The sequence below is a fragment of the Desulfoluna sp. CYM3A genome, assembly GCF_056829965.1.
On sequence record NZ_CP186556.1, the window covers coordinates 1,138,080 to 1,158,520 of the forward strand.

Consider the following 20,441-nt stretch of genomic DNA (forward strand, 5'->3'; position numbering starts at 1 on the left):
ATCAACTTCGAAATTATTATCTTACCATACGCATATAAAAAAAACATTCTTGAGTGAAGTAGAACATTGTCGTTTTTTGTGACTCTGTTGATGTGTGTTCCAGATTTGATGTTGTATCGGTATTACTCAAGAATTAAAAGTGGTATGAAACTTAATATTATCTTCTGTTACAGGTCAGTAAATTTTATATTTATGAGCCTTTCGTCATCTCGTCAAGTATTTCTTGCTTGAGAGGCTTCTGATGAACAATGCCGATAAACATTAATTCCCCAGGTATTAAACTGATAATGTCCGAGGATTGGGTATGCCAGTGGTGGAAATAGTCAATGCAAGAGATTAGATGAATTATTTTTTATTCTCCTGCAAAGGCATTACAACGCCTTTGCAGGAGGTGGGTGGTGTTGGTTCTCTATGGCTAAATTTTGTTTAGAAATTCATCGATAAATTGAGCTACCTGTTGTGGCTTTTCAAATTGCAATGCATGAGCCGTATCGATGAATTTGAGTGTGTTGCTTGTGTTGGTATCAAACTGGTTGCCTATGACAGAAACGATTTTCTTGTTGTCTACAATTCGATCATGATTTGCGAGTATGGCAATGGTTGGGCATGTGTGTTCTCGAATTGCTGAAATTGCAAGGTTTTGAATTTCATCCATAATGTTGGCTGATTTAAGTGTGATTTTTGTCGTTTTGAGTGTGTCGCCCTCAATATAATCAAGCCACGACTCATTCATGGTGAAGTCCGCAGGCTCCATAGGGATGGGAAAGCTACGGAACCATCCGATTTGGTGCTGAGGTTAAATTTTAAAAAATCATGTCCATCATCACATTTTCAGAAATGGTAATCACCGAACGGAACCGCTCGTTCCAGAAGAATCCCGGTGTCATAAGAATCAGGCTGTCCGTTTTTTTTGTAAGCTTTGCTGCGGCGATGGTTGCGTATTGTGCACCCTGGCACCACCCAGCAAGGTGTACGCGGTCAAAGTGCTTCTGAAGGAAGGTCACGTGCCGAACCACATCGTCAATGACGTGGTGGATGGTTCCCAAGTCACCACGGTTTCAATCGCTGCAACTTCCCGGTCGGCAGCCATGATCGTGATGTTGTCGCGGCGATTTCGTAACGCCTCGGCCAAAGGAGCCTGCCAGCCCGAGTGACTCATCCCTCCGTGGAGGATAAGAACGACGTCTTTCCCCTTGTCTTCTCCCCAGATTCGGTAGTGAATAGGGTACCCGTCGGGCATTGTTAGGGTTGCGATGCGGGGGGACCCGTCATTTATCTGTTTAGGCATTCTTCCTTTGACGCCCAGGCCCTTGCTCCATGTATCCGGTGGGACGCATTCCAAGCCCCGGGCCGTTTTCAGGAAGTAGGGCCGGCGCAGGTTGAGGGTGCCCTTTCTGCTGAAAGTCAGGGTGGGGAAAGCAGGCTCACGGTCCATCAGGTAGTCTCCGAAGCCCCCCTCGTGGGCAATGAGGGATTTTCCGGCCATGGATGCCGCAATCAGTCCGCATCGGGTGAGTATGGATGTTTCTCCGACATGGCACCCGATAATGATTTTCCACCCCATGGAGTGCAGGGTGTCCATGAGTGCTTTGGTCCTTAGCAACCCGCCTACACGCGATATTTTGATGTTGGCGATAAATTGTCCGGGAAGGTCGCGATAGCTTTCTAATTCTCCTATGGTGCAGAGGCTTTCATCCAAGATGACAGGGAGTCCCGTCTCTACAGAAAACTGGCTTAGCATCTTTGGCATTTTCGCCTTTAAAGGTTCTTCAACGGCGAAAAAATCGCCCTTGAGTTGGTTGATGTAGGAGACGGCTCCGGCCAGGTCCTCCTCCCAAAGGTTGTTTGCGTCCAGTCGTATCCTGATTCCCTCGGCCTGGTGTTCCTTTGCCAGTGTCTCTAAAATAGTCAGTTTTTCTTGGTCCTTTTCCATCTCTCCGCAGAGCTTTACCTTGAAGTCCGTCATTCCCTTGGTGAGGTAGAGATCGATCTGTCCTTTAAATTTCCAGGGCTTTTCGTTGCCAAGTACAGCAGAGTACCGGGTGGACAGTTCGGGTTCGGCAAGGCTTAAGAGTTTCTCCACCGACTGGGAACGTTCCTGTGCAAAAAGGTCGAGGAGTGCGGTTTCCACAGCGCACCAGGCCGATGGGTAGGTATCAATAAGCGCGTTGTTATTATCTACCCACCGGGTGATATCTTCAATGTTGCGAATAGAGAGAGCATCGTCTGCGAATTTCTGGGAGACCCATGCCAGGCTCGTTTCCAGATCGTCTCCCGCAACGTAAGAGCGGGGACAACCTTCGCCGTACCCTGTGAGTTCTCTTCTGCGAGCTTGCACCCATATGCTTTCGCCGTTTTTTCGCGATGCACTGGCGTGGCGAACTGTTGTTTTTAAGGGGATTTCAAGAGCTGTTGATTGGATTTGAACAATTTCTGATTGGTATTTTGAGTACATCATTTGTTCCTTGTCCTATTTAATTCTGTAGACATTGAAGCTTCATGCGGGCTACTTAGCCAAAGCGGAAACTACGATATTATCAGTGAACTCGTACTGCAATGAGTTTGATTGGAATTCTTTAAATTGCTTGATTATGTTACTCTTTAAGTGCTTTCGATGTCTCAAATGGAAAGCATGTTGATCTTGGACTTAGTGTTTAGCGTGACCTATGGGATAAAGGTGCTGTGTCGGCGACGTGTTGCATGAAGTCATCAAAAAAACGATTGTTTAGTACCCAGAAATGGTATCGTTTTTGATAGTGGAAACCAGTCTGATCGACCCAGTGTAAGACGGTAATAAGCACAGGTGTTCGGTGTGTCTTGTAATTCTTTATGAGTATATTTAGTGCGTTAGTGAGTGTGTGTTTGTCGAGTAAGTCTGGTCTGACAATGCAGACCTTTATGCAGTTGGTAAGTTCCGACATGTTAAGAGCGATATCGGATGTGTTTACTATGAGTATGGCTGCGGTTACGTTTTTGTGACGAATGGCCCATATTTGCCGGTTCCTGTTTAACCCTGCATGGTTGTATCGCTCTCTTAGAGTTTCAAAAGGGGCTTGCCTTTGAAAAAGATCTAAAGCTTCAATTAACATACCTTTAGATGTCTGATTGTAGTATGCCTCCAGTTCAGTCAGGTCTTTTTCGGTCGCTTCATTTAGTTTCCATTCGTCTGGGAATTTTGTATCATCATTACTCTCGCTTTTAAAATAGACATATGCAAATAAGTCCGAGGAACAGATTTTAGGGTCGTTTTTTTTCTTTCTAAAGCCATCGAAAAAAAAGTTAGGAAAATGATTCTCCGGCCTAAAATAGCATATTAGATATTTAAAGCAGTCAGGTTGGATATATTGCGATGCAATAATGTAGTTTCCAATTTGGTTAAGAACACCAAGTCCAACTCTTATAGATGCACCTTTTAAAGCTGCGTGGTGATGAACAAGCCAAGCTCCTTCTGAATATCTGAGCATTGAAATATGTCCCATTGTTCTTCCATTTTCTTGATACGCAACATGACAAGTAACATTTGATGGTGTCGAGTAGATTGTTTCATAGGTTTTCTTTATATTTTTCTTGTTTTCAAGAAATAGTCTGTATTTATTTTTGTAAATAAAGCCTGTTTCAAAAAAAAAACGCCATAAATCATCCTCTTCTAATGGATAACATATCCGAATATCTCTGTTTTCTGCTTTATGAACCATGGTCTGGAGTTTTCTATGGTTTTCAGGTGACATCTCCAGAAATGAGATGTGACATTTTTCTTCTTTTTTAGTTTTGTACTTTTGAGTGCAGCATTTTGTTACTTGAGCCGTTAATGGTAATCTATAGAGGTCGCCAAGTGTAATTGCAGCATCTTTCAGTAACATTCCAGGGATAAGAGGAGGGGTTTCTTGGTGGAGTGTAAGGTGCATATCTACTGCCGAAAGCGAATCAATAACAGCTGTACACACGGTTTCTGTCAAGGGGTGAGAGAATACAAAGTCAGGAGCAGGAATCATTTCAAATGACTTTTTTCCAAAACATTGACCAGTGTGGGGATCAGGTATCGATTTTGCTGGCTTTAAGTTTATAATGACGCTCTCTCCATGGTATTCCATTCTCAGAAATTTTGCTTCGGTTTGAAAAAGGGGGATCTTTTTTTTGCAAAACGTGAGGTTCAGGGTCTCTTCGGGGGTGATCCCACTGAGATAGTGGGCACTCAAGGGAGAGAGTGTGATTTCGATGGCATCGGGCTCAAGGGACGTCAGGCTCCCTTTGAATTTGATTCCCCTTTGCAGGAAATGAACCCGGATGTCCCTGAATGAACCCTGTACCCGTTGGCCTGTTTTGGGCAAGACGATGCTCAGCCCTGTTGAGCTTGCAGCTCGCAGAAGGGGAATCGCGTGAATTTCGCCGTTTCCATCGGGGATGATAAGGCCGGTAAGGTGCTCCGGGAAAACCCCTTGGGGAAGGGGTTGCAGGGGCTTGAAGGTGGGGTAATCGCTCAACACGGGCATGGGGTATGCTTCGATGCGGAATGATGTATCATTGTATGGCTCTGTAAACACAAGGGTAACGCTCTCTTCCTTGAAGTTGATGTGATTGAGAGCGTTGATCAGGTGTTTTTTGCTTACCTCCTTTCCTTTTAACTGTTTTGTTGATTTTTTGTTGACGTTGCGTGACGGCAAGTTGAGGGTCAATACTGCTTGCGATGCGGTCATGGTACGTTCTCCTTTGTCATGGATAGACCCCAACGCGGTGCACGCATGGGTTTCGGATTGAATTCGGATTGTAAAACACCCCGTAAACAGGTCAGCCGGTAATGCAATGCCTTGTATTGCCGTTGTCGCGATTCCATCTGTCTCTTTACGCCGCACATGTGGTGACGTTGGGAGGGGAAGCTTACACTGCTCCATGCTTCGGTAGAGTTTTCAGGTCCGTACGTGTTCACCACGCTGGGATTAATTAAAAAAAAAGTTGTGTTCCTATCTCGAAGGAATCCTTCGAAAAATCGTGATCGGCTTAGGTGTGAAGCGTTGGATGAGGAGCTTTCTGTTACCTTGGGCGATGATGATGTTCGGCGGTCAGGGCAGTGGGTGGAAAACACTGAGTTGTATCGTGACAAGTGTTTGTGTCTCTTGCCATGGATCGTTATGTCGATGTGGCGAGATGAAAATAGCATTTGCCCGGCACACTTGTTCTTTCCCATAACACATAGCTCATGGGCATGGTGATATCCCCTGAGCCTGCATGCGCAGCCCTGCCGTCGCAGGTGGCTCACGTGGCCCCTGCGGCATCGGTTTTTTTTCATTTGGTTTGGTTTTATTCCCTGATAGTGAGGGCGAGCTTTCCTTCTGCCGGGGTGCGCGGCATCACCGTTAAACCTCTATCCGGTGGCCAGCGACCCCTAAAGCGCCTCTGTATATGGCTATATACAGTAAAACTAGAAAAGTAAATCTTTGACGTAACTTCAAAGGCATCTCGGTTTGGCAGGGGCAAGGTGTTGGGGTGGGCTTTTGCTTTTCCAGATGTTGCATTTTTGATGTCAGTGATTTAGAATTATTCAACTTTTCCTTCGCCTTCGAGAAAGGACCCGCCCATGAATCCTCCGCTCAACATTGCCGTCATAGGTGCCGGTGTGTCCGGGATCACAGCGGCCTGCCTGTTGCAAGACCACCACAAGGTAACCCTTTATGAAAGGAACGGGTATATCGGCGGTCACACCCATACGGTGGTGATCGACCGGGGACCCGACGCCGGAACGCCTGTCGACACGGGCTTTATCGTGATGAACAACAGGACGTATCCTCTTTTCACGAAGCTTCTTTCCCGTCTCAAGGTGCCCCTTGTGGAGACGGATATGTCCTTCAGCTATACCTGTCGGCGCACCGGTCTGGAGTATGCCTCCACCAGCCTCAACACACTGTTTGCCCAGCGGGAAAATGTGTTGAGGCCGTCGTTTTGGCGATTTTTATGGGGCGTGCGTGCTCTGATGCAGGCCATACGAAAGGATTTGGCAGATGGGCGCCTTGCAGGTGTTACCCTCGGGGAGTACCTGACGGGGGAAGGGGTCAGCCGTGAGGTTGTCGATCGTTTTGTTCTGCCCATGGCAGCTGCGATCTGGTCGGCACCGGATGCTCAGATGGCCGAGTTCCCCATGGAGACCTTTGCACGGTTTTATGAGAACCACGGGTTGTTAACCTTGACCGAGCACCCTCAGTGGTCGGTGGTGTCCGGGGGCAGCCACAGCTATGTGAAGGCCTTTTTGAACGGATTTACGGGAAGGGTGGTGGAGGGGACGCCCGTCACGGGCATTCGGCGGACGGAATCAGGAGTGATGGTCACGGCGGAAGGGGCGCACCCGGAGACCTTTGACCGGGTGGTGGTGGCTGCTCATGCGGACGAAGCCTTCAGGATGCTGGAAGATCCTTCCGAGGAGGAGACCCGGCTGCTTTCACCCTGGCGTTATGCCTCCAACCGGGTGATTCTCCATACCGATGCTTCCCTGCTCCCGTCGCGGGCCAGGGCCCGGGCTTCCTGGAACTATATCCGTGAGGCGGGCTCCGGGCAGGGAGAGCCCATTACAGTCACATATTTCATGAACCGATTGCAGCACTTGAAGACACACGAGACCTGGTGCGTCACCCTGAACCCTGCAAAGGAGATTCCGGTTTCATCCGTTCACAGGGAGCTGCTCTACGATCATCCGTTGTTTACCTTTGAGTCTGTTGCCACCCAGGAGGGGCTCAAGGCGTTGAACGGGAAGCGGGATACCTATTTCTGCGGAAGTTACTTCGGATACGGTTTTCACGAGGACGCTGTCCGGTCAGCCGTGGACGTGGCCTCGGAATTGGGGGGAATACTGTGAATTCATGCATCATCAAAGGAGTTGTCGAGCATGCTCGCCTGAAACCGGTGGCGCATCGATTCCGGTATCCGGTGTATCTGTACTGTTTTGATCTTGATGAGTTGGAGTCCTTAGACCGACGTTTGCCTTTTTTCGGGTACAACCGACGTCGCCCGGTATCCCTTTACGATGACAGGTACCTGGATAGCGGGTCCGGGAGCATCAAGGAGAAGCTGTACCGCTATCTTAAGGAGAGAGGCTGCCATGACACGGTTCGGCAGGTCATGCTCATCACCTCACCAAGTTACTTCAATCGTGTGTTCAACCCCGTGAGTTTTTATTATTGCCTCGCCGAAGACCGCCGACCGGTGTGTATCGTGGCGGAAGTCAACAACACCTTCGGGGACAGGCATTTGTACCTGTTGACCAAAGACGAGGAGGTGTCCGCCGGCCCCGCATCGGGCTTTCCTGTGGAATACACGGCCCCCAAGGCTTTTCATGTCTCTCCATTTAATAACATGGAGGGGACCTACCGGTTTTATATCTCGTCACCCGATGGAAAGCTGTCCATCAAGATTCACCTGATGCGTGACGGGGATAAGGTCCTGTCCGCCTCCCTCAAGGGAGAGAGCATTCCCCTGACGCAGAAAAATCAGTTGCGGACCCTGGTCTCACGTCCCGTGATGCCGTGGAAAACCGTCCCGCGCATTTTGAGGGAAGCCCTGCGCCTCTTTGCCGGTAAGAAGTTGCCTGTTTTCGATCGCCCTGTCCCCAAAAGTTCCATGACCATTCGGCACAGGGGGGGGACGATTTTGGAACGACTCTGTGAAAAACAGGTTCTCGGGCTGCTCCGCCGTATCGGAAACGGGTGCGTGACGGTTCGTTTTCCGGGTGCCATGAAGGGTCCGTCGGGTGGCATTCAAAGGGTGTATGGTGATACATCCTCATCTCTTCAGGCCAACCTGAGCATTGCAGATCCCAGGTTTTATCCGCGCGTGGTCCTGGGCAGCGACATCGGCTTCGGGGAGAGTTTCATGGAGGGGATGTGGACAAGTGATAACCCGGCAGACTTGATTCGAATCCTTATCCGCAACATGGACACGGCGACGGATTCCCAGCTGCCCCTGGCCTGGCTGGCCCATGGCATGGGGCGTTTGCTGGACCGGGCCCGCCACAATACCCTGACGGGCAGTCAAAGGAATATCCGAAAGCATTACGACCTGAGCAACGATTTTTTTGCCCTGTTTTTAGACGAGACCATGACCTATTCGGCGGCGCTCCACAGTGAGCCGGGCGAGACCCTTGAAGCCGCCCAGAGGAGCAAGCTGCACCATCTGATCGACAAGGCGCGGATTTCACGGGACCATCATGTGCTGGAGATTGGGTTCGGGTGGGGTTCCTTTGCGGTGGAGGCGGTGAAGCGCACCGGGTGCCGGGTCACAGGGATTACCCTGTCCGAAGCTCAGCACGCCTTTGCCCTTCAGAAGGTCAGGGAAGAGGGCTTGGAGGATCGCATCACCCTGCTCATCAAAGACTACAGGAAGATGTCCGGGGCGTTTGACAGGGTCGTCTCCATCGAGATGCTGGAGGCCGTCGGCCACAGGTTCTTGGGGACTTTTTTCCGGCAGTGCGACAGGCTGTTGACCCCGGAGGGGCTCGTGGTGCTCCAGGTGATCACCGTGCCGGATCAGCGCTACGATGCGTATCGGACCCACGAGGACTGGATCCAGCGCCATGTCTTCCCCGGAGGCCACTTGCCGTCCCTTTCCGTGCTCTCCCGGGCCATGACCCGATCGTCACGGCTCATCGTGGAGCACCTTGAGAACATCGGCCCCCACTATGCCCGGACCCTCAAGGCCTGGCGAGAGCGTTTCCTTGCCAACGCAGACAAGCTTGCCGCCCTGGGGTTCGATGAGGTGTTCAAGCGCAAGTGGCTCTTCTATCTTGCCTGCTGTGAAGCCCAGTTTGCCGAACGATCCCTGGCGAACCTGCAGCTGGTGCTGAACCGCCCGGGAGGAGCAGGCTCGGGGTAGGCGTGGTTTCAAAACCCTACAAGTAAAAAGCCTCCGGCAGTGTTGCCGGAGGCTTTTTTATTACGGAGTTGCTGCATCCTTAAAAAGGATCAGTTCCCGGATGCTTTTTTTCTTTTAAGCCGGGTTATCCCCAGGAGGCCCACTCCGAGGCCGAGGAGAACAGCCGTGGCCGGTTCGGGAACCGGGGCCGTTGTCGGGGAAGGGGCTGTCTCCAGGGTGACCGTGGCAAAGATGTCGGCGTCGCCTTCGCTCCAGCAGGGGCCGTGGGGGCCTGTCCACATGGAGCTTGAGAATGTGGCGTCGCTCAGTTCGATGGCGAATCGCCCTCCGTTTCCAAAGTCCACATACACAGGGTCATCCCAGATGACCTGCCAGCCTTGCTTGAACTCGAATTTTCCCGAAAATCCGGTGGATTCTCCGGATATATCCTGGGTGATGTCCGGGAGGTCAAAATCCATGTACGCCGTGACCTCCATGGCCTTGAGGTCATCCTCATTGATCCAGCTTTCGTGTGTTCCCATGTGTGCAAACTTGAAGCTGAAGGATTCTCCCGGCTCCAGTAAAAAAGCCTGGGATGAAACCGACTGATAGATCTCGGCCCACATGGTCAGCCCCTGGGTGGTTTTGGAGACGTCGATGGATGAGGCATCACCCATTTCAAAGGTGTACGGTGTCGCCATGGCGGAGCCGCAGGTCAGCAGCATGGAAAAGAGGAAGCATAAAATCCGGATCGGTCTGCTCATTGGGTCTGGTCCCTTCGTGTGTCCATGGGCAAGGGCAGTCAAGCCCCTTTGCCGGTGAATGGTTTTTAGTGTTTGTCAGTGTTCCGTTTCAGGCAGTGGGTAGTAAATGAGCAAGGCCTTCCTTGCTATGTATGGAAGGCCTGTTGGTTGACTCATTTGTGGGGTAATATAGCAAAATATATGCCACGGAAGATGGGTGATAAATGCCTATGATCAGGAAAGGTTAACGGGGGACGGAAGAAAAGTGTGTAATGAGTTACATGATTTGATGGGTAGTGGAACGGACAGTGGGAAGCGCGGTTATACCATGGCCTTTCGGCTCTGATAGTTCATGGGGCCACGATGGGGTAGGCGCAACAAACCGTTATTCCTGGTGGTTTTTGTGTCATGGTCTGGATACGGGCAACCAGCCTTCTGTATGGGCTGAAGAGGGGCTGGCGGTTATGCCTGAACATGCGTCGGAGGAGGGAGGATCGCTCCGGCAGGGCAAACATGCCGGAGCGATGCATAAAGCAAGCGACCGAGATCTGTCCGGGGTCGCCTGGACAGGTCTCGGGTCGAGTACGGTCAGCACTCGTTTCGGATCAGAGCCTGGAAGGCTTCCCGTACCCTGGCCGTGCCGGGGCCGGGGGTGCCGGTTCCGATGGTCCGGCCGTCGATGGTGGTGACGGGGATCATCTCGGCGGCGGTTCCCGTAAGGAAGCACTCATCGGCAGTGTAGAGATCGTACAGGGTGGACGGGGTTGCCCGTGTCTCCATGCCGATGCCTTTGGCTGCCTCAATGACGGCGTCCCGGGTGATGCCCTTGAGGGCTCCCTGATCGGAAGCAGGGGTCAGGAGTACCCCGTCCCGGATGTAAAAGATGTTGTCTCCGGTGCATTCGGCCACCTTGCCCTCGCGGTTGAGGAGGATCGCCTCCAGGCACCCGGCCTGCTGGGCCTCCAGCTTGGCCATGATGTTGTTGAGGTAGTTCAGGGACTTGATCCTCGGGTCTACTGCGTCCGGGCTGTTTCGGCGGGTGGAGGCGGTGATTACCTTGATTCCCTTGGTGTAATGCTCTTCAGGGTAGAGGCTGATGTCGTCCACGATGACAATGACGGACGCCTCAGGGCAGGTGGCAGGGTTGATGCCGAGGTCGCCCACCCCCCGGGTAATCACCAGGCGGATGTACCCGTCGGTTTTTTCATTTTTGGTCACGGCTTCAAGCAACAGCTCCGCCATCTCTTCTTCACTCATGGGGATGGTGAGCAGGATGGCCCGTGCGCTGTCGTATAGTCTGCGCACGTGCTCCTTCAATCGGAAGATGGTTCCGTTGTAAATGCGAATGCCTTCGAAAACCCCGTCTCCGTAAAGAAGCCCATGGTCAAAGACCGAGATTTTTGCGTCCTCTTTTCCAACCCAGTTGCCGTCGATGTATATCTGCATGGAAGTCTCCTTGGTTTCCCGTTGGGTGTTTTTTGAAACGTGTTACGCCAGATCGGTGTCGTTGAATATATCCCGCAGGTGGTGATAGCGGTCTCCGAAGGTGTCATGGAGAAGGCCGTCGAAGCGGCGGACGATCTTCATGATGTAGATGTCGTGTTTGATGTAGTCCTCGGCCAGGGTGATGAACCCCTGGTTGAGGCTCCATGCCCCCTCCACGCGGTTGGTGTTGGTGATGGTGGCCACGATGGCCGCCGTGGCGTCTGTCACCAGCACAAACCCCCGCCCCCCTTTCTCTTCGAAGAGGGTGTCTTCGATGGGGTGCTCGAAGATGCGGCCTGCCGCTGTTTTAATCTCTCCGAAGTGGACGGTGGCAATGCGGACCCCCCGGGCTTCGGCCTGGGACAGGGCTGGCTCCAGGGTGGCCGCTTCGTCGGGCCAGGTGGAGAGCAGCAGGCTCTCTTTGGCGCCTTCGATCATCCGCTCGGCCTTGTCGATGAGCACGTCGTACTCTGTGATGTTCCAGATGAAGGAGACGTCGTCGGCCTTGACCGAGAGCTGCTTGAGGCCCTCTTCAAGGGTGTCGAAGGTTCGGTGGAAAAAGCGGCGCCTGCTCTCCACGAACTCCTCGGGCGGTGTGCCCACGTATTTTTTCTTGCGTCCTTCGCCTTCCACAAAGACAACGCGTTTTTCCACAAGGCGCCCCAGGATCTCATAGATCTTGGATGACGGAATACCTGATGCCTGGGAGAGTTCATACGCAGAGGCCGGTTGCACCGCCAGAAGGTGCACGTAGGCCTTGGCTTCGTATTCGGAAAATCCCAGGGCTGTGATTTGTGGGATAATATTATTAACTACCATGGTAGTTAATATTGCGCTGAAGGGCCTTGTCTGTCAACGGAAAAATGAGGACGCCCGCAGGGTGAATCATTCAGGGGATGGGGGGCAGGGCCCTGGGCTCCGGGCACCGGAAGGGATTTGAGGCACAAAAAAAGGCGGATCGTGTCAAACGATCCGCCTTGCTCCGTGCATGTTGGTGCCGAAGGATTCACACTTGGTCAAACCAGTCATTGGTGCTTTTGGGAAGGACCCATTTGTTCTTGGCCTTCATCACCACAAAGGACTCGCAGGACTCGATGTCCCCCAGGGCGGGAAGGTCCTTGGTCATGAACTCATAAAGGGCGGGCATTTCCGGGACCACCACCTCGATGAAGATGTCGAAGCGTCCTGTGACCACCATGGCCGAGTGGACCTGTTTGAGTTTGGAGATCTGCTCCAGCCTCTCTTCAAGTTTGGTGCCGTCGACGATCTTGAACGCCACAATGGCCATGATGAGGTCTTCGGTTTTAAAAATATCGATGAGCCCGGCGATCTTGAGAACCCCGGAGCTGAGCATACGCTTCATCCTCGAGTAGAGGGTGGGGGGGGTGACGCCCAAGTGCTCCACAAGCTTGTTCACCGGCATGCGGCCGTCGAGGCTGAGCTGTTTGATCAGGGTGCGATCCGTGGCGTCGAGTTGTGATTTCATGGTCGGTCCTTTGCGGGGAAATCAAGGGTTTCCACCGATTTATATGTTTACAGCTGCGTCGTCATCGGCGCATGGCGTTCGAATTATTTTTTCATCATATCAGAATGGTTTTCACCCCGAAATGCCAAATTAGTCCTTGCAGGGGAAGATAAGAACTGGCAAAAGGCGAAGGAAAAAAACAACGAAGAGACTATGCATCGGATACCGGAAATATTTGACGTGATTTGGGTGAGATATTGAAAAGAAGGCACTATAAGTACTTATAGTGAAGTGCTTGACAGTGTGCGTGGTGAACGTTAAATTCTGATTTGATGATTGAATAGTTCTCTGTGACTATGAAATGCCCTTTGTTTTGTGTCGATCGTGGTGGTGGGTGCTTATGAATCAATAACTGAAAGAGACATGCTATGTGGAAAAAAATGTCAGTCGTATTGGTAGCTGCCTTGTGCCTATGTGGATGCGGGAACTCAGAGAAAGAGGCCCGGACCCTTTTGAATCAGGCTATTATCGAGTGGGATAACGGAGATATTGAAAGTGCGATAGGTACGTTTAAGCGCATTGAGTCAGAATATCTTAATACACAGGTAGCCACGGCAGCCATTAATGAAAAAGCACAACGTATGGCGGAGTATACACAAGACTTTACTCCTGAGGCGAACAGAAAGAAGAATCGCGGACGGCTTTCACGGCAGGTGCTTCATGCCGTTGATTATTATTATCAATCACACGGTGAGTACCCGGCAGATCTTTCATCGTTGGATTTTTTTATGCGTCAAGATAACGGCAAATATCTTTCGTTGTGCGACTACAAGACAAATCCTTTTGGTGTTGGCTATCGACTTGACTGTGGGAAAGCGGATGAGGTTTATAAAAAAGATATCATCAAGTCACGAAGAAGGACCTCGTGTGAAGAGGATATTAAATCAGCCAGGGATTACCCCAAAGCCAATTCTACATGGGGGCGAAAATTAAACCCTGCGGGTGTTGTTCCTGAGAAAGGCTTTCCCGCATTTTACATAGACACGAACAACCCGGGGCATTGCATTGCCCAGGAGGCTGTTGAAGATATCAGTATTAACTACATTTATGATGATTTTCATGGCATCAGCTCGGAAAATTTCGGGGCGTACTGGGTGGGGTATATTTATGTTTCGGAAAAAGAGACTAAACGAATTGCTGTGAATCAGGGTTGGTCAAAGACGCGTCTTATCATTGATGGGGCTGTCGTATACACTGGTGGCTCAAAAAAGGAATGCCTGCTTAATTTTGAGCCGGGAAAACATCTCGTAGAGGTCGAATACGTCAATAATTGGCATACAACGGAGTTTTCGGTGGGTTTTTCGAAAACGTTCAAAGGCTATCCTACAAAGAGATCAAGGAACGCTTGGAAGAGAGTATCTGCAAAGAGTGCCGAACTCCATTTGCAGGGCTCTATGAAAGCTCAAGTAAAGATCTTTCTGTAAACCTGTCCATAAAAAAAACTCCAGGCCGGTGGTTTTGGTTTTAAACTCGTACAGCCCTGTTAAGTGGAAAGTCTCTAATCCATTTCAAACAGATATTCGTGCCATTGTGTGCTGTTCGTATGGCCCAGGGTCACAGGTTGTCGGTGATTTAGGCACCTCCACACTTCTACTGCTATCTGATAAGTCAATCGTGCTCCTTCAAGCGTTCTCAAGTGCACCTGTATGGCAGGTCACTTCCATTGTGAAGGGCGCGGCTTACTCTCTTACCATAAAAAAGTTGGAGCAAATAAGCCGTTACAGGCTGTCCGGGGTTTATCAGGAAAAATATCTGCGTCAGCGTTGACAGTTCCCGACATTACGGTTGACGACCCGTATATTCATATGTTGGAGGCAAAGGCTGAGGAGATCAATCGGCTCAGGGAATCCTGCAAAAAAGACAACGATCCGGATTTTGAAAATATGTAATTTCTCTTCAGAGGATTTGGCCCTATGGGACATCCTCTAAAAAGTTTAGCCTCCGGCAGGGCCGCCGGAGGCCTAAGCTGAATAGTTACTGTTTTTTTATCCCAACACCCTGATTCCGATCTGAAGAACAAGGCCGGCCATGACACCAGCGGCCACATCGTCCATGACCACCCCTGCGCCGCCGGGCAGGAGTTTTTCCAGGGTGCGCACCGGAACCGGCTTGAGGATGTCGAAGAAGCGGAAAAGAAGGAACCCGGCCAGGGCCACTTTCCAGGTAAGAGCAACCCCTGCAAAGGTGACGAACATGCCTGCAAACTCGTCGATGACCACGCAGGAGGGGTCTTTTTCCCCCAGGAGTTTCACGGCCTCTTCGGCCACCACCACAGAGAAGATCACCAGGGCCGTGACGAGGAGAAACGAAAAGGGCGTACCAAAGGCAAGGCCGGAGAGCCAGATCAGGACGCAGAAGGGCAGGGCGGCGGCGCTGCCGAAGGTTCCGGGGGAAAAGGGAGCTTTGCCGGAGCCGAAGCCCGTGGCAAGTAAGAGAATGTGCTTGTCAGAGAGCCGCATCATGTCAGTCCTTTTGTGATGTTTGTATAACCTGTTTGTCTAACGTATCTAAAGCCTGGCCCCCGGTAGGGCCGCCGGAGGCATCGTTTAGTTCAGCAGGGCCTGGGCTGCACCCAAGGCTTCGGTGTAGATCTCAGCCAGGGAGCATCCCTTTTGTTCGGCCAGGGCTTTGCAGGCTTCGTATTCCGGGGTGATCCGGCGTGAACCACCCGGGAGCGTCACCTCTTTGGCGGCCACCTCCCCGGAGGGACAGGCCAGGGTGATGGCCTTTCGGGTCGGGGCGTGGCTCGGCGCTGCCAGCGGACTCCGATGGTGGTGGTCTCGGAAAGGATCGTTTCCGTGAGGTGTTTTCGGTCCTCTTCCCGGCAGAGGCAGGAAAGCTGGCTGGCGGGCCGGTTTTTTTTCATCTGGATGGGGGTGAACCAGACATCCAGTGCCCCGGCATGTAGAAGGGTCTCCATGGCATGGCCGAGGATCTCCGGGCTCATGTCGTCGATGTTGCAGGAGAGCTCCACCACGGTGTCGGCCGACTCGGACGTCTCGCACAGCACCATGCGTACAAGGTTGGGGAGGCCCTTGGTCTCGCGTTTTCCCGCTCCGTAGCCCACGGCGGCCATCACCCGCTCGGGCATGGGGCCAAAGTGGTCGGTCAGCTCGGCGGCCAGGGCCGCGCCCGTGGGGGTGAGGACCTCGCACCCGGCGTCGTTTCCGTAGACGGGGATTCCTTTGAGGATCTCCAGGGTGGCCGGGGCGGGCACGGGAAGCTCGCCGTGGGCGCAGGTCACCGTGCCGCTTCCCAGGGGCAGGGGAGAGCAGCTGACGGATGTGACGCCCAGGTAATCCAGGGCCAGGATCACGCCAACAATGTCTGCCACGGCATCGATGCCCCCCACTTCGTGGAAGTGCACGGTGTCGATGTCGCAGCCGTGGATTTTGGCTTCGGCCACGGCAATGCGGTGGAACACGCAAAGGGCGCGCTCTTTTACCGCATCCTTTAAAGGGGAACCCTGGATGAGAGTCCGGATTTTTCGGTAATCCAGGGCGTGATGGTGGTGATGGTCTCCGTGGTGGTGGCTGTGGCTGTGATCGTGCACCGTCACGTTTACAGCATGGATCCCCCGTTTGAGAACCTGCTCGCAGGTGATATCGAACCGGTCCTCAAGGAGCGGGGTGAGCTGCTCTTTGAGCCAGTCCACCGGCACCCCCAGGTCCATGAGGGCGCCCAGGGCCATGTCTCCGCTGAGGCCGGAAAAACAGTCCATGTGAAGGTGCATGATCAGGCTCCCTGCTTGGCGTGGTTGCCGAGAATGGTGCAGAGAAGCTCGGCACATGCGGTCATGTCTGCCAGGGTAATGGACTCGTTGACGGTGTGGACGTCGGTCATGCCCGTGCCCAGGACCCCTGCGGTGATGCCCTTACCGAAGAAGATGTTGGCATCAGAGCCGCCACCCACGCGCTGGGTGACAATGGTGCGTCCCAGGGCCTTGCCTGCTTTCTGGGCCAGGGCGACCACGGCGTGGTCGTGGGGCACGCTGGTGCCGGGGAAGTCTTCGTTTACATCGATGTCAAAGCTGGGCAGGGTCTCGTCATCGCCTCCCCCTGCACGGACCACGGCCTCACGGAAGGCGGTGTGGATGCTCTCCACGATGGCATCAAGCTTTTCTTTGCTGTGGCTTCGGGCTTCACCGATGATCTCCACACAGTCAGGCACGATGTTGGTGGCAGAGCCCCCTTCGATTTTTCCGATGTTGCAGGTGGTTTCTGAGTCGATGCGGCCGCAGGTGATGCGGGTGATGGCGTCCGATGCCACGGCAATGGCGCTGACCCCTTTTTCTGGCTCCATGCCGGCGTGGGCAGACAATCCGTGGACTGTAACCGTATAATGCACGGCAAAGGGGGCATTGGTCACCACAGCCTCGGTGTCCTTGGAATCCAGGATGTAGCCCATTTTTGATTTTAACGCCTCGGTGTCGAAATGCTTGGCCCCCAAAAGGCCGATCTCTTCGCAGACCGTAAAGACAATTTCAACGGGGGGGCGGGGCAGGTCTTTTTCGATGAGGGTCTCCATCACCTCCAGGATGATGGCCAGGGCGCTTTTGTCATCCCCGCCCAGCACGGTTTCCCCTGCGCTTCGGAACACACCGTCCTCAAGGACCACCTTGATGCCCTCACCGGGGACCACGGTGTCCATGTGACCGCTCAGCAGCATGGGGTCCACGTCCGCTGTGCCGGAAAAACGGGCAAAAATGTTGCCGGTCTGGCTTCCGCATGTTGTGTGGGCGTCGTCAAAGGAGACCTCGGCACCCAGGGCCTTGAGCTCCTCTGCCAGCATGTCGGCCATGGCCTTTTCATTGCGTGAGGGGCTGTCGGTTTCGGCAAAGCGGATGAATCGTTGGGTCAGTCTGTCTGTATTGATCATGGATGTCATGCTCCCATGTGGATGGTTTGTATCACAGAAAAAAGAGCCTGGGGCGGCGAGGTACAACGTCGTCGGGCTTTTGAACTGCTCGGGTAAGGCGGGCTGTTTCGATGGTTTAAGAAGCATCCTGTCGGGCAGGGCCCTTCAGCTCCCTTAACAATATCCCTCGACATTACCCGATGGGCGGCCGCGTTTCAACGGGAAAAAAGCCCGGCAGGGCCCTTGAAAAACGTTGACAACGTCACCATATTGCGGGTAAGGTCTCGCACGAAAACACACACTGAAACGCATGGAAGCACGCAGCGTTCTGGTGATGCTCCCGGACTTCAAATCCGGTGTGGGGCGTTAACACCGTCCCGGGTGGGTTCGATTCCCATGTGCTTCCGCCACATATATAATGTTTTCAGGCCTTTGTCCCGAGGGGTACAGATTGAAAACAGATTTAAAAAAGGGCACCCAAATTTGGGTGCCCTTTTTGCGTTTGGTGGTCATGAAATAATCAATCTTGGATACGTGTAGGATGGGCAAAGCGGAGCGTGCCCATCTGGTGCCGGAAGTGCCATCACCTTCCCATGCGTCTGACGTTTCAAAACCTGTAACGGGTTGTTTTGAGGTGAGGGCTCTTTCAGCCCCTAACCCTTCGATGCATCGATCAATACCTTCAGCAACCTACAGCCGCCAGATACAGGTAGGATGGGCAAAGCGGAGCGTGCCCATCTGGTGCCGGAAGTTCCATCACCTTCCCATGCGTCTGACGTTTCAAAACCTGTAACGGTTTGTTTTAAGGTGAGGGTGGTGAGGGCTCTTTCAGCCCCTAACCCTTCGATGCATCGATCAATACCTTCAGCAACCTACAGCCGCCAGATACAGGTAGGATGGGCAAAACGGAGCGTGCCCATCTGGTGCCGGAAGTTCCATCACCTTCCCATGCGCCTGACGTTTCAAAACCTGTAACGGTTTGTTTTAAGGTAAGGGTGGTGAGGGCTCTTTCAGTCCCTAACCCTTCGACGCATCAATCAATACCTTCAGCAACCTACAACCGCCAGATACAGGTAGGATGGGCAAAGCGGAGCGTGCCCATCTGGTGCCGGAAGTGCCATCACCTTCCCATGCGTCTGACGTTTCTGAAGCAGGTAGTGGGTTTGGAGTGAGTGTCGTGTGTGTGGTCAGGATACAACGTCACTGTATAGAACCAATTTTAAACTTTTTCCGATGTCAAGGCTTCCCTATCTCCACTCCATTTATCTCGACTGGTATTAGATATAGTTCCAAGAGTCATCAGTCATCATTTCAAGAGATCAAAAATATCAAATGTGTAGGTTTGACCCCTTCATCCGAAAATCATTGTGAAATGGAATTCAGAATTGATTTTTTCGAATATTTTTGAAATTAAGGCTGGATCATTATAAAGAATTTGATGATTATTCCATGATGGCTCATGCCAATATTTATTTTCTTTAGGTGTTCTGTACCCACCATACGTGCCACTTGAGCTTTTTTTCCTCATTAACAAATTTCCTTCCCTTCTCCATATGTAACCAATATCAAATGATCCAGTAGTGCCTGTATTTGCAATTATATCTAATATCAAAAATTTTAAAGCCTTTGATTTTTGAAGGGAGAGATCTTTTTAAATAGTCGATATGTTCATAGATTTGACGTTCTAAGTCATCACTATTTCGACAAATATTTAAGCTAAGTGTACAGCAAAATGTATAGTCTCCAACGAAAGCTGTCGTTTGAATGGGGCTGTAATAGTCCGGGATTATGGTGCTCATATTTAGCTTGAAAAAATCTTTAGTAATTTTGGATAGGTAAGGTATATACTTCAGTGCCATAAAAGAATCAGCATTTTCAAATATCTTATAATTAACGCCAAATCTTTCAGCTAACTCTTTTCCAAGAGAATTAAATCTTTTAGGACTATACGAAGCTGAATTCATAACCTCTCTACTATAAAAAGCATATATTATTTCTATTTCATTTTGAGAGAAATTGTTCAAAAATTCATATCCATTGGTTTGCCGTCGGTGCACTTTTTAAACTTTCATGCCACCATTCTTTAAAGTCGTTTGTTTTTTGGTTGTTTTCACTCTGAATGTCTTCAAAGCTTTTGTGGTCTTCACTACACGCAAAAAGGAAAAGACAACATAGTAGCATTGTGAAAATTGAAAATACTGTATTTTTCATTGAATAACTCTCTGTGGTGTAATTTAAATTAGGTAGTTAGAGATTGTTAAGTAGTTTATGCTCATCAAAATCTAACCTGGGGTCTTGGGGTCAGACCTACACATTTGACACAACCTTTTTCAATTATTTCGTGAATTTAGACTTCTGCCGGAATGAGAAATTGGAGGATCCGAAGAGCAGTGCATCACGCTTCAGGCACTATACCATCAGTCCTATCTCTTAACTGCTTTGAAATATTGTATGCTTATTAATTTAGGACACAAACGCTATAGGTTATTTCTGTTTGTCAAATGTGTAGGTCTGACCCCTTCCACAATTATGTGCTCTTCATTGTTTGTACTAAAATACAGGGACATATGAGCCATAAGCCCAAATGACTGTGCCAACAATTGTAAGTGTTATTCCTTTGATTTCACTTCGTAGTTCTTTTTCTAAACGAACTCTTGCTCTCTCTTGATGTTGTTTCGTATTTTTTCAGCTTCTTCTGGAGATAAAGGACCACCAGTAAGGCCAGTACTATTGGCAATAATGTTTTCTTGGTTCAAGAATTTTTCAATAGTAGTGAAACGAATTGTAGAAAACAAGCCAAAGACGGTCATCACAGCACCGGATGCTGCAAATAGGTTCATATCAGTTTTCTGTTGTCCAAGGTAAAAACTAACGCAAACAAAACCAATGATGAAAACAACAGTGAGCCATGAATTTAGGACATCAAGTAAAAACTTATAGATTTTATTCGTATTAACTATCTCACTTTCTATACACATAACGCCTTACTCACCGGAAAT

The 20,441-nt window shown here is 51.0% G+C and carries 17 protein-coding genes and 1 tRNA gene; 4 read left to right on the plus strand and 14 right to left on the minus strand.

Annotated features, from left to right (window positions below; genetic code table 11):
- Nucleotides 1-415: 415 nt before the first annotated feature.
- From ACOYW1_RS06085 to ACOYW1_RS06100, 4 genes are all read right to left on the minus strand, one after another.
- Nucleotides 416-733 carry an alpha/beta fold hydrolase gene (locus ACOYW1_RS06085; RefSeq protein WP_482422070.1) on the minus strand — a complete coding sequence of 106 codons (318 nt, stop codon included), beginning with the start codon at nucleotides 731-733 and terminating at the stop codon, nucleotides 416-418.
- Between the two features lie 70 nt (nucleotides 734-803).
- Entirely contained in the window at nucleotides 804-1,004 is a 201-nt protein-coding gene (locus ACOYW1_RS06090; RefSeq protein ID WP_482422071.1) for a hypothetical protein, read from the minus strand.
- Nucleotides 1,001-2,458 (minus strand): enolase C-terminal domain-like protein, encoded by a 1,458-nt coding sequence (locus ACOYW1_RS06095; protein WP_482422072.1) that lies wholly within the window; start codon nucleotides 2,456-2,458, stop codon nucleotides 1,001-1,003. Before ACOYW1_RS06095 ends, ACOYW1_RS06090 begins: the two co-directional genes overlap by 4 nt.
- A gap of 196 nt (nucleotides 2,459-2,654) precedes the next feature.
- Nucleotides 2,655-4,694, minus strand: a complete 2,040-nt coding sequence (locus ACOYW1_RS06100) for a hypothetical protein (RefSeq protein ID WP_482422073.1) — start codon at nucleotides 4,692-4,694, stop codon at nucleotides 2,655-2,657.
- An 878-nt stretch (nucleotides 4,695-5,572) separates the two neighbouring features.
- On the opposite strand from ACOYW1_RS06100, the gene ACOYW1_RS06105 reads away from it, so the two are divergent.
- The gene (locus tag ACOYW1_RS06105) at nucleotides 5,573-6,841 is read left to right on the plus strand and encodes an NAD(P)/FAD-dependent oxidoreductase (RefSeq protein ID WP_482422074.1); all 1,269 of its coding nucleotides are present in this window, start codon (nucleotides 5,573-5,575) and stop codon (nucleotides 6,839-6,841) included.
- Nucleotides 6,838-8,853, plus strand: a complete 2,016-nt coding sequence (locus ACOYW1_RS06110; RefSeq protein WP_482422075.1) for a DUF1365 family protein — start codon at nucleotides 6,838-6,840, stop codon at nucleotides 8,851-8,853. The genes ACOYW1_RS06105 and ACOYW1_RS06110 overlap by 4 nt, the downstream gene beginning before the upstream one ends.
- A gap of 89 nt (nucleotides 8,854-8,942) precedes the next feature.
- On the opposite strand, the gene ACOYW1_RS06115 is transcribed toward ACOYW1_RS06110, so the two are convergent.
- From ACOYW1_RS06115 to ACOYW1_RS06130, 4 genes are all read right to left on the minus strand, one after another.
- Nucleotides 8,943-9,596 (minus strand): PEP-CTERM sorting domain-containing protein, encoded by a 654-nt coding sequence (locus ACOYW1_RS06115; RefSeq protein WP_482422076.1) that lies wholly within the window; start codon nucleotides 9,594-9,596, stop codon nucleotides 8,943-8,945.
- Nucleotides 9,597-10,163: 567 nt separating this feature from the next.
- On the minus strand, nucleotides 10,164-11,021 hold the full coding sequence (ilvE, locus tag ACOYW1_RS06120; protein ID WP_482422077.1) for a branched-chain-amino-acid transaminase: 858 nt from the start codon (nucleotides 11,019-11,021) through the stop codon (nucleotides 10,164-10,166).
- A 42-nt stretch (nucleotides 11,022-11,063) separates the two neighbouring features.
- Nucleotides 11,064-11,879, minus strand: a complete 816-nt coding sequence (locus ACOYW1_RS06125; protein WP_180145999.1) for a TrmB family transcriptional regulator — start codon at nucleotides 11,877-11,879, stop codon at nucleotides 11,064-11,066.
- A 187-nt stretch (nucleotides 11,880-12,066) separates the two neighbouring features.
- Complete coding sequence (locus ACOYW1_RS06130) at nucleotides 12,067-12,546, minus strand: Lrp/AsnC family transcriptional regulator (protein WP_180146003.1); 480 nt, start codon at nucleotides 12,544-12,546, stop codon at nucleotides 12,067-12,069.
- A 491-nt stretch (nucleotides 12,547-13,037) separates the two neighbouring features.
- Here ACOYW1_RS06130 and ACOYW1_RS06135 point away from each other — a divergent pair, with 491 nt between their 5' ends.
- Nucleotides 13,038-14,009, plus strand: coding sequence for a hypothetical protein (locus ACOYW1_RS06135; protein WP_482422078.1), 972 nt, complete (start codon nucleotides 13,038-13,040; stop codon nucleotides 14,007-14,009).
- Nucleotides 14,010-14,570: 561 nt separating this feature from the next.
- Here the strand turns inward: ACOYW1_RS06135 and ACOYW1_RS06140 are convergent.
- The 4 genes from ACOYW1_RS06140 to ACOYW1_RS06155 all read right to left on the minus strand — a co-directional run bounded on the left by ACOYW1_RS06140 (nucleotide 14,571) and on the right by ACOYW1_RS06155 (nucleotide 17,463).
- Nucleotides 14,571-15,047 (minus strand): phosphatidylglycerophosphatase A family protein, encoded by a 477-nt coding sequence (locus tag ACOYW1_RS06140; protein ID WP_482422079.1) that lies wholly within the window; start codon nucleotides 15,045-15,047, stop codon nucleotides 14,571-14,573.
- Between the two features lie 84 nt (nucleotides 15,048-15,131).
- Nucleotides 15,132-15,266, minus strand: a complete 135-nt coding sequence (locus tag ACOYW1_RS06145; RefSeq protein WP_482422080.1) for a hypothetical protein — start codon at nucleotides 15,264-15,266, stop codon at nucleotides 15,132-15,134.
- Entirely contained in the window at nucleotides 15,263-16,318 is a 1,056-nt protein-coding gene (larC, locus tag ACOYW1_RS06150; protein ID WP_482422081.1) for a nickel pincer cofactor biosynthesis protein LarC, read from the minus strand. The genes ACOYW1_RS06145 and larC overlap by 4 nt, the downstream gene beginning before the upstream one ends.
- 2 nt (nucleotides 16,319-16,320) lie before the next feature.
- Nucleotides 16,321-17,463, minus strand: coding sequence for a M20/M25/M40 family metallo-hydrolase (locus tag ACOYW1_RS06155; protein ID WP_482422082.1), 1,143 nt, complete (start codon nucleotides 17,461-17,463; stop codon nucleotides 16,321-16,323).
- 291 nt (nucleotides 17,464-17,754) lie between these two features.
- Here ACOYW1_RS06155 and ACOYW1_RS06160 point away from each other — a divergent pair.
- Nucleotides 17,755-17,852 (plus strand) — tRNA-Sec (locus tag ACOYW1_RS06160).
- Between the two features lie 1,155 nt (nucleotides 17,853-19,007).
- Here ACOYW1_RS06160 and ACOYW1_RS06165 read toward each other — a convergent pair.
- Nucleotides 19,008-19,466 (minus strand): hypothetical protein, encoded by a 459-nt coding sequence (locus ACOYW1_RS06165; RefSeq protein WP_482422083.1) that lies wholly within the window; start codon nucleotides 19,464-19,466, stop codon nucleotides 19,008-19,010.
- A gap of 618 nt (nucleotides 19,467-20,084) precedes the next feature.
- Nucleotides 20,085-20,420, minus strand: coding sequence for a hypothetical protein (locus ACOYW1_RS06170; RefSeq protein WP_482422084.1), 336 nt, complete (start codon nucleotides 20,418-20,420; stop codon nucleotides 20,085-20,087).
- Nucleotides 20,421-20,441: the final 21 nt, after the last annotated feature.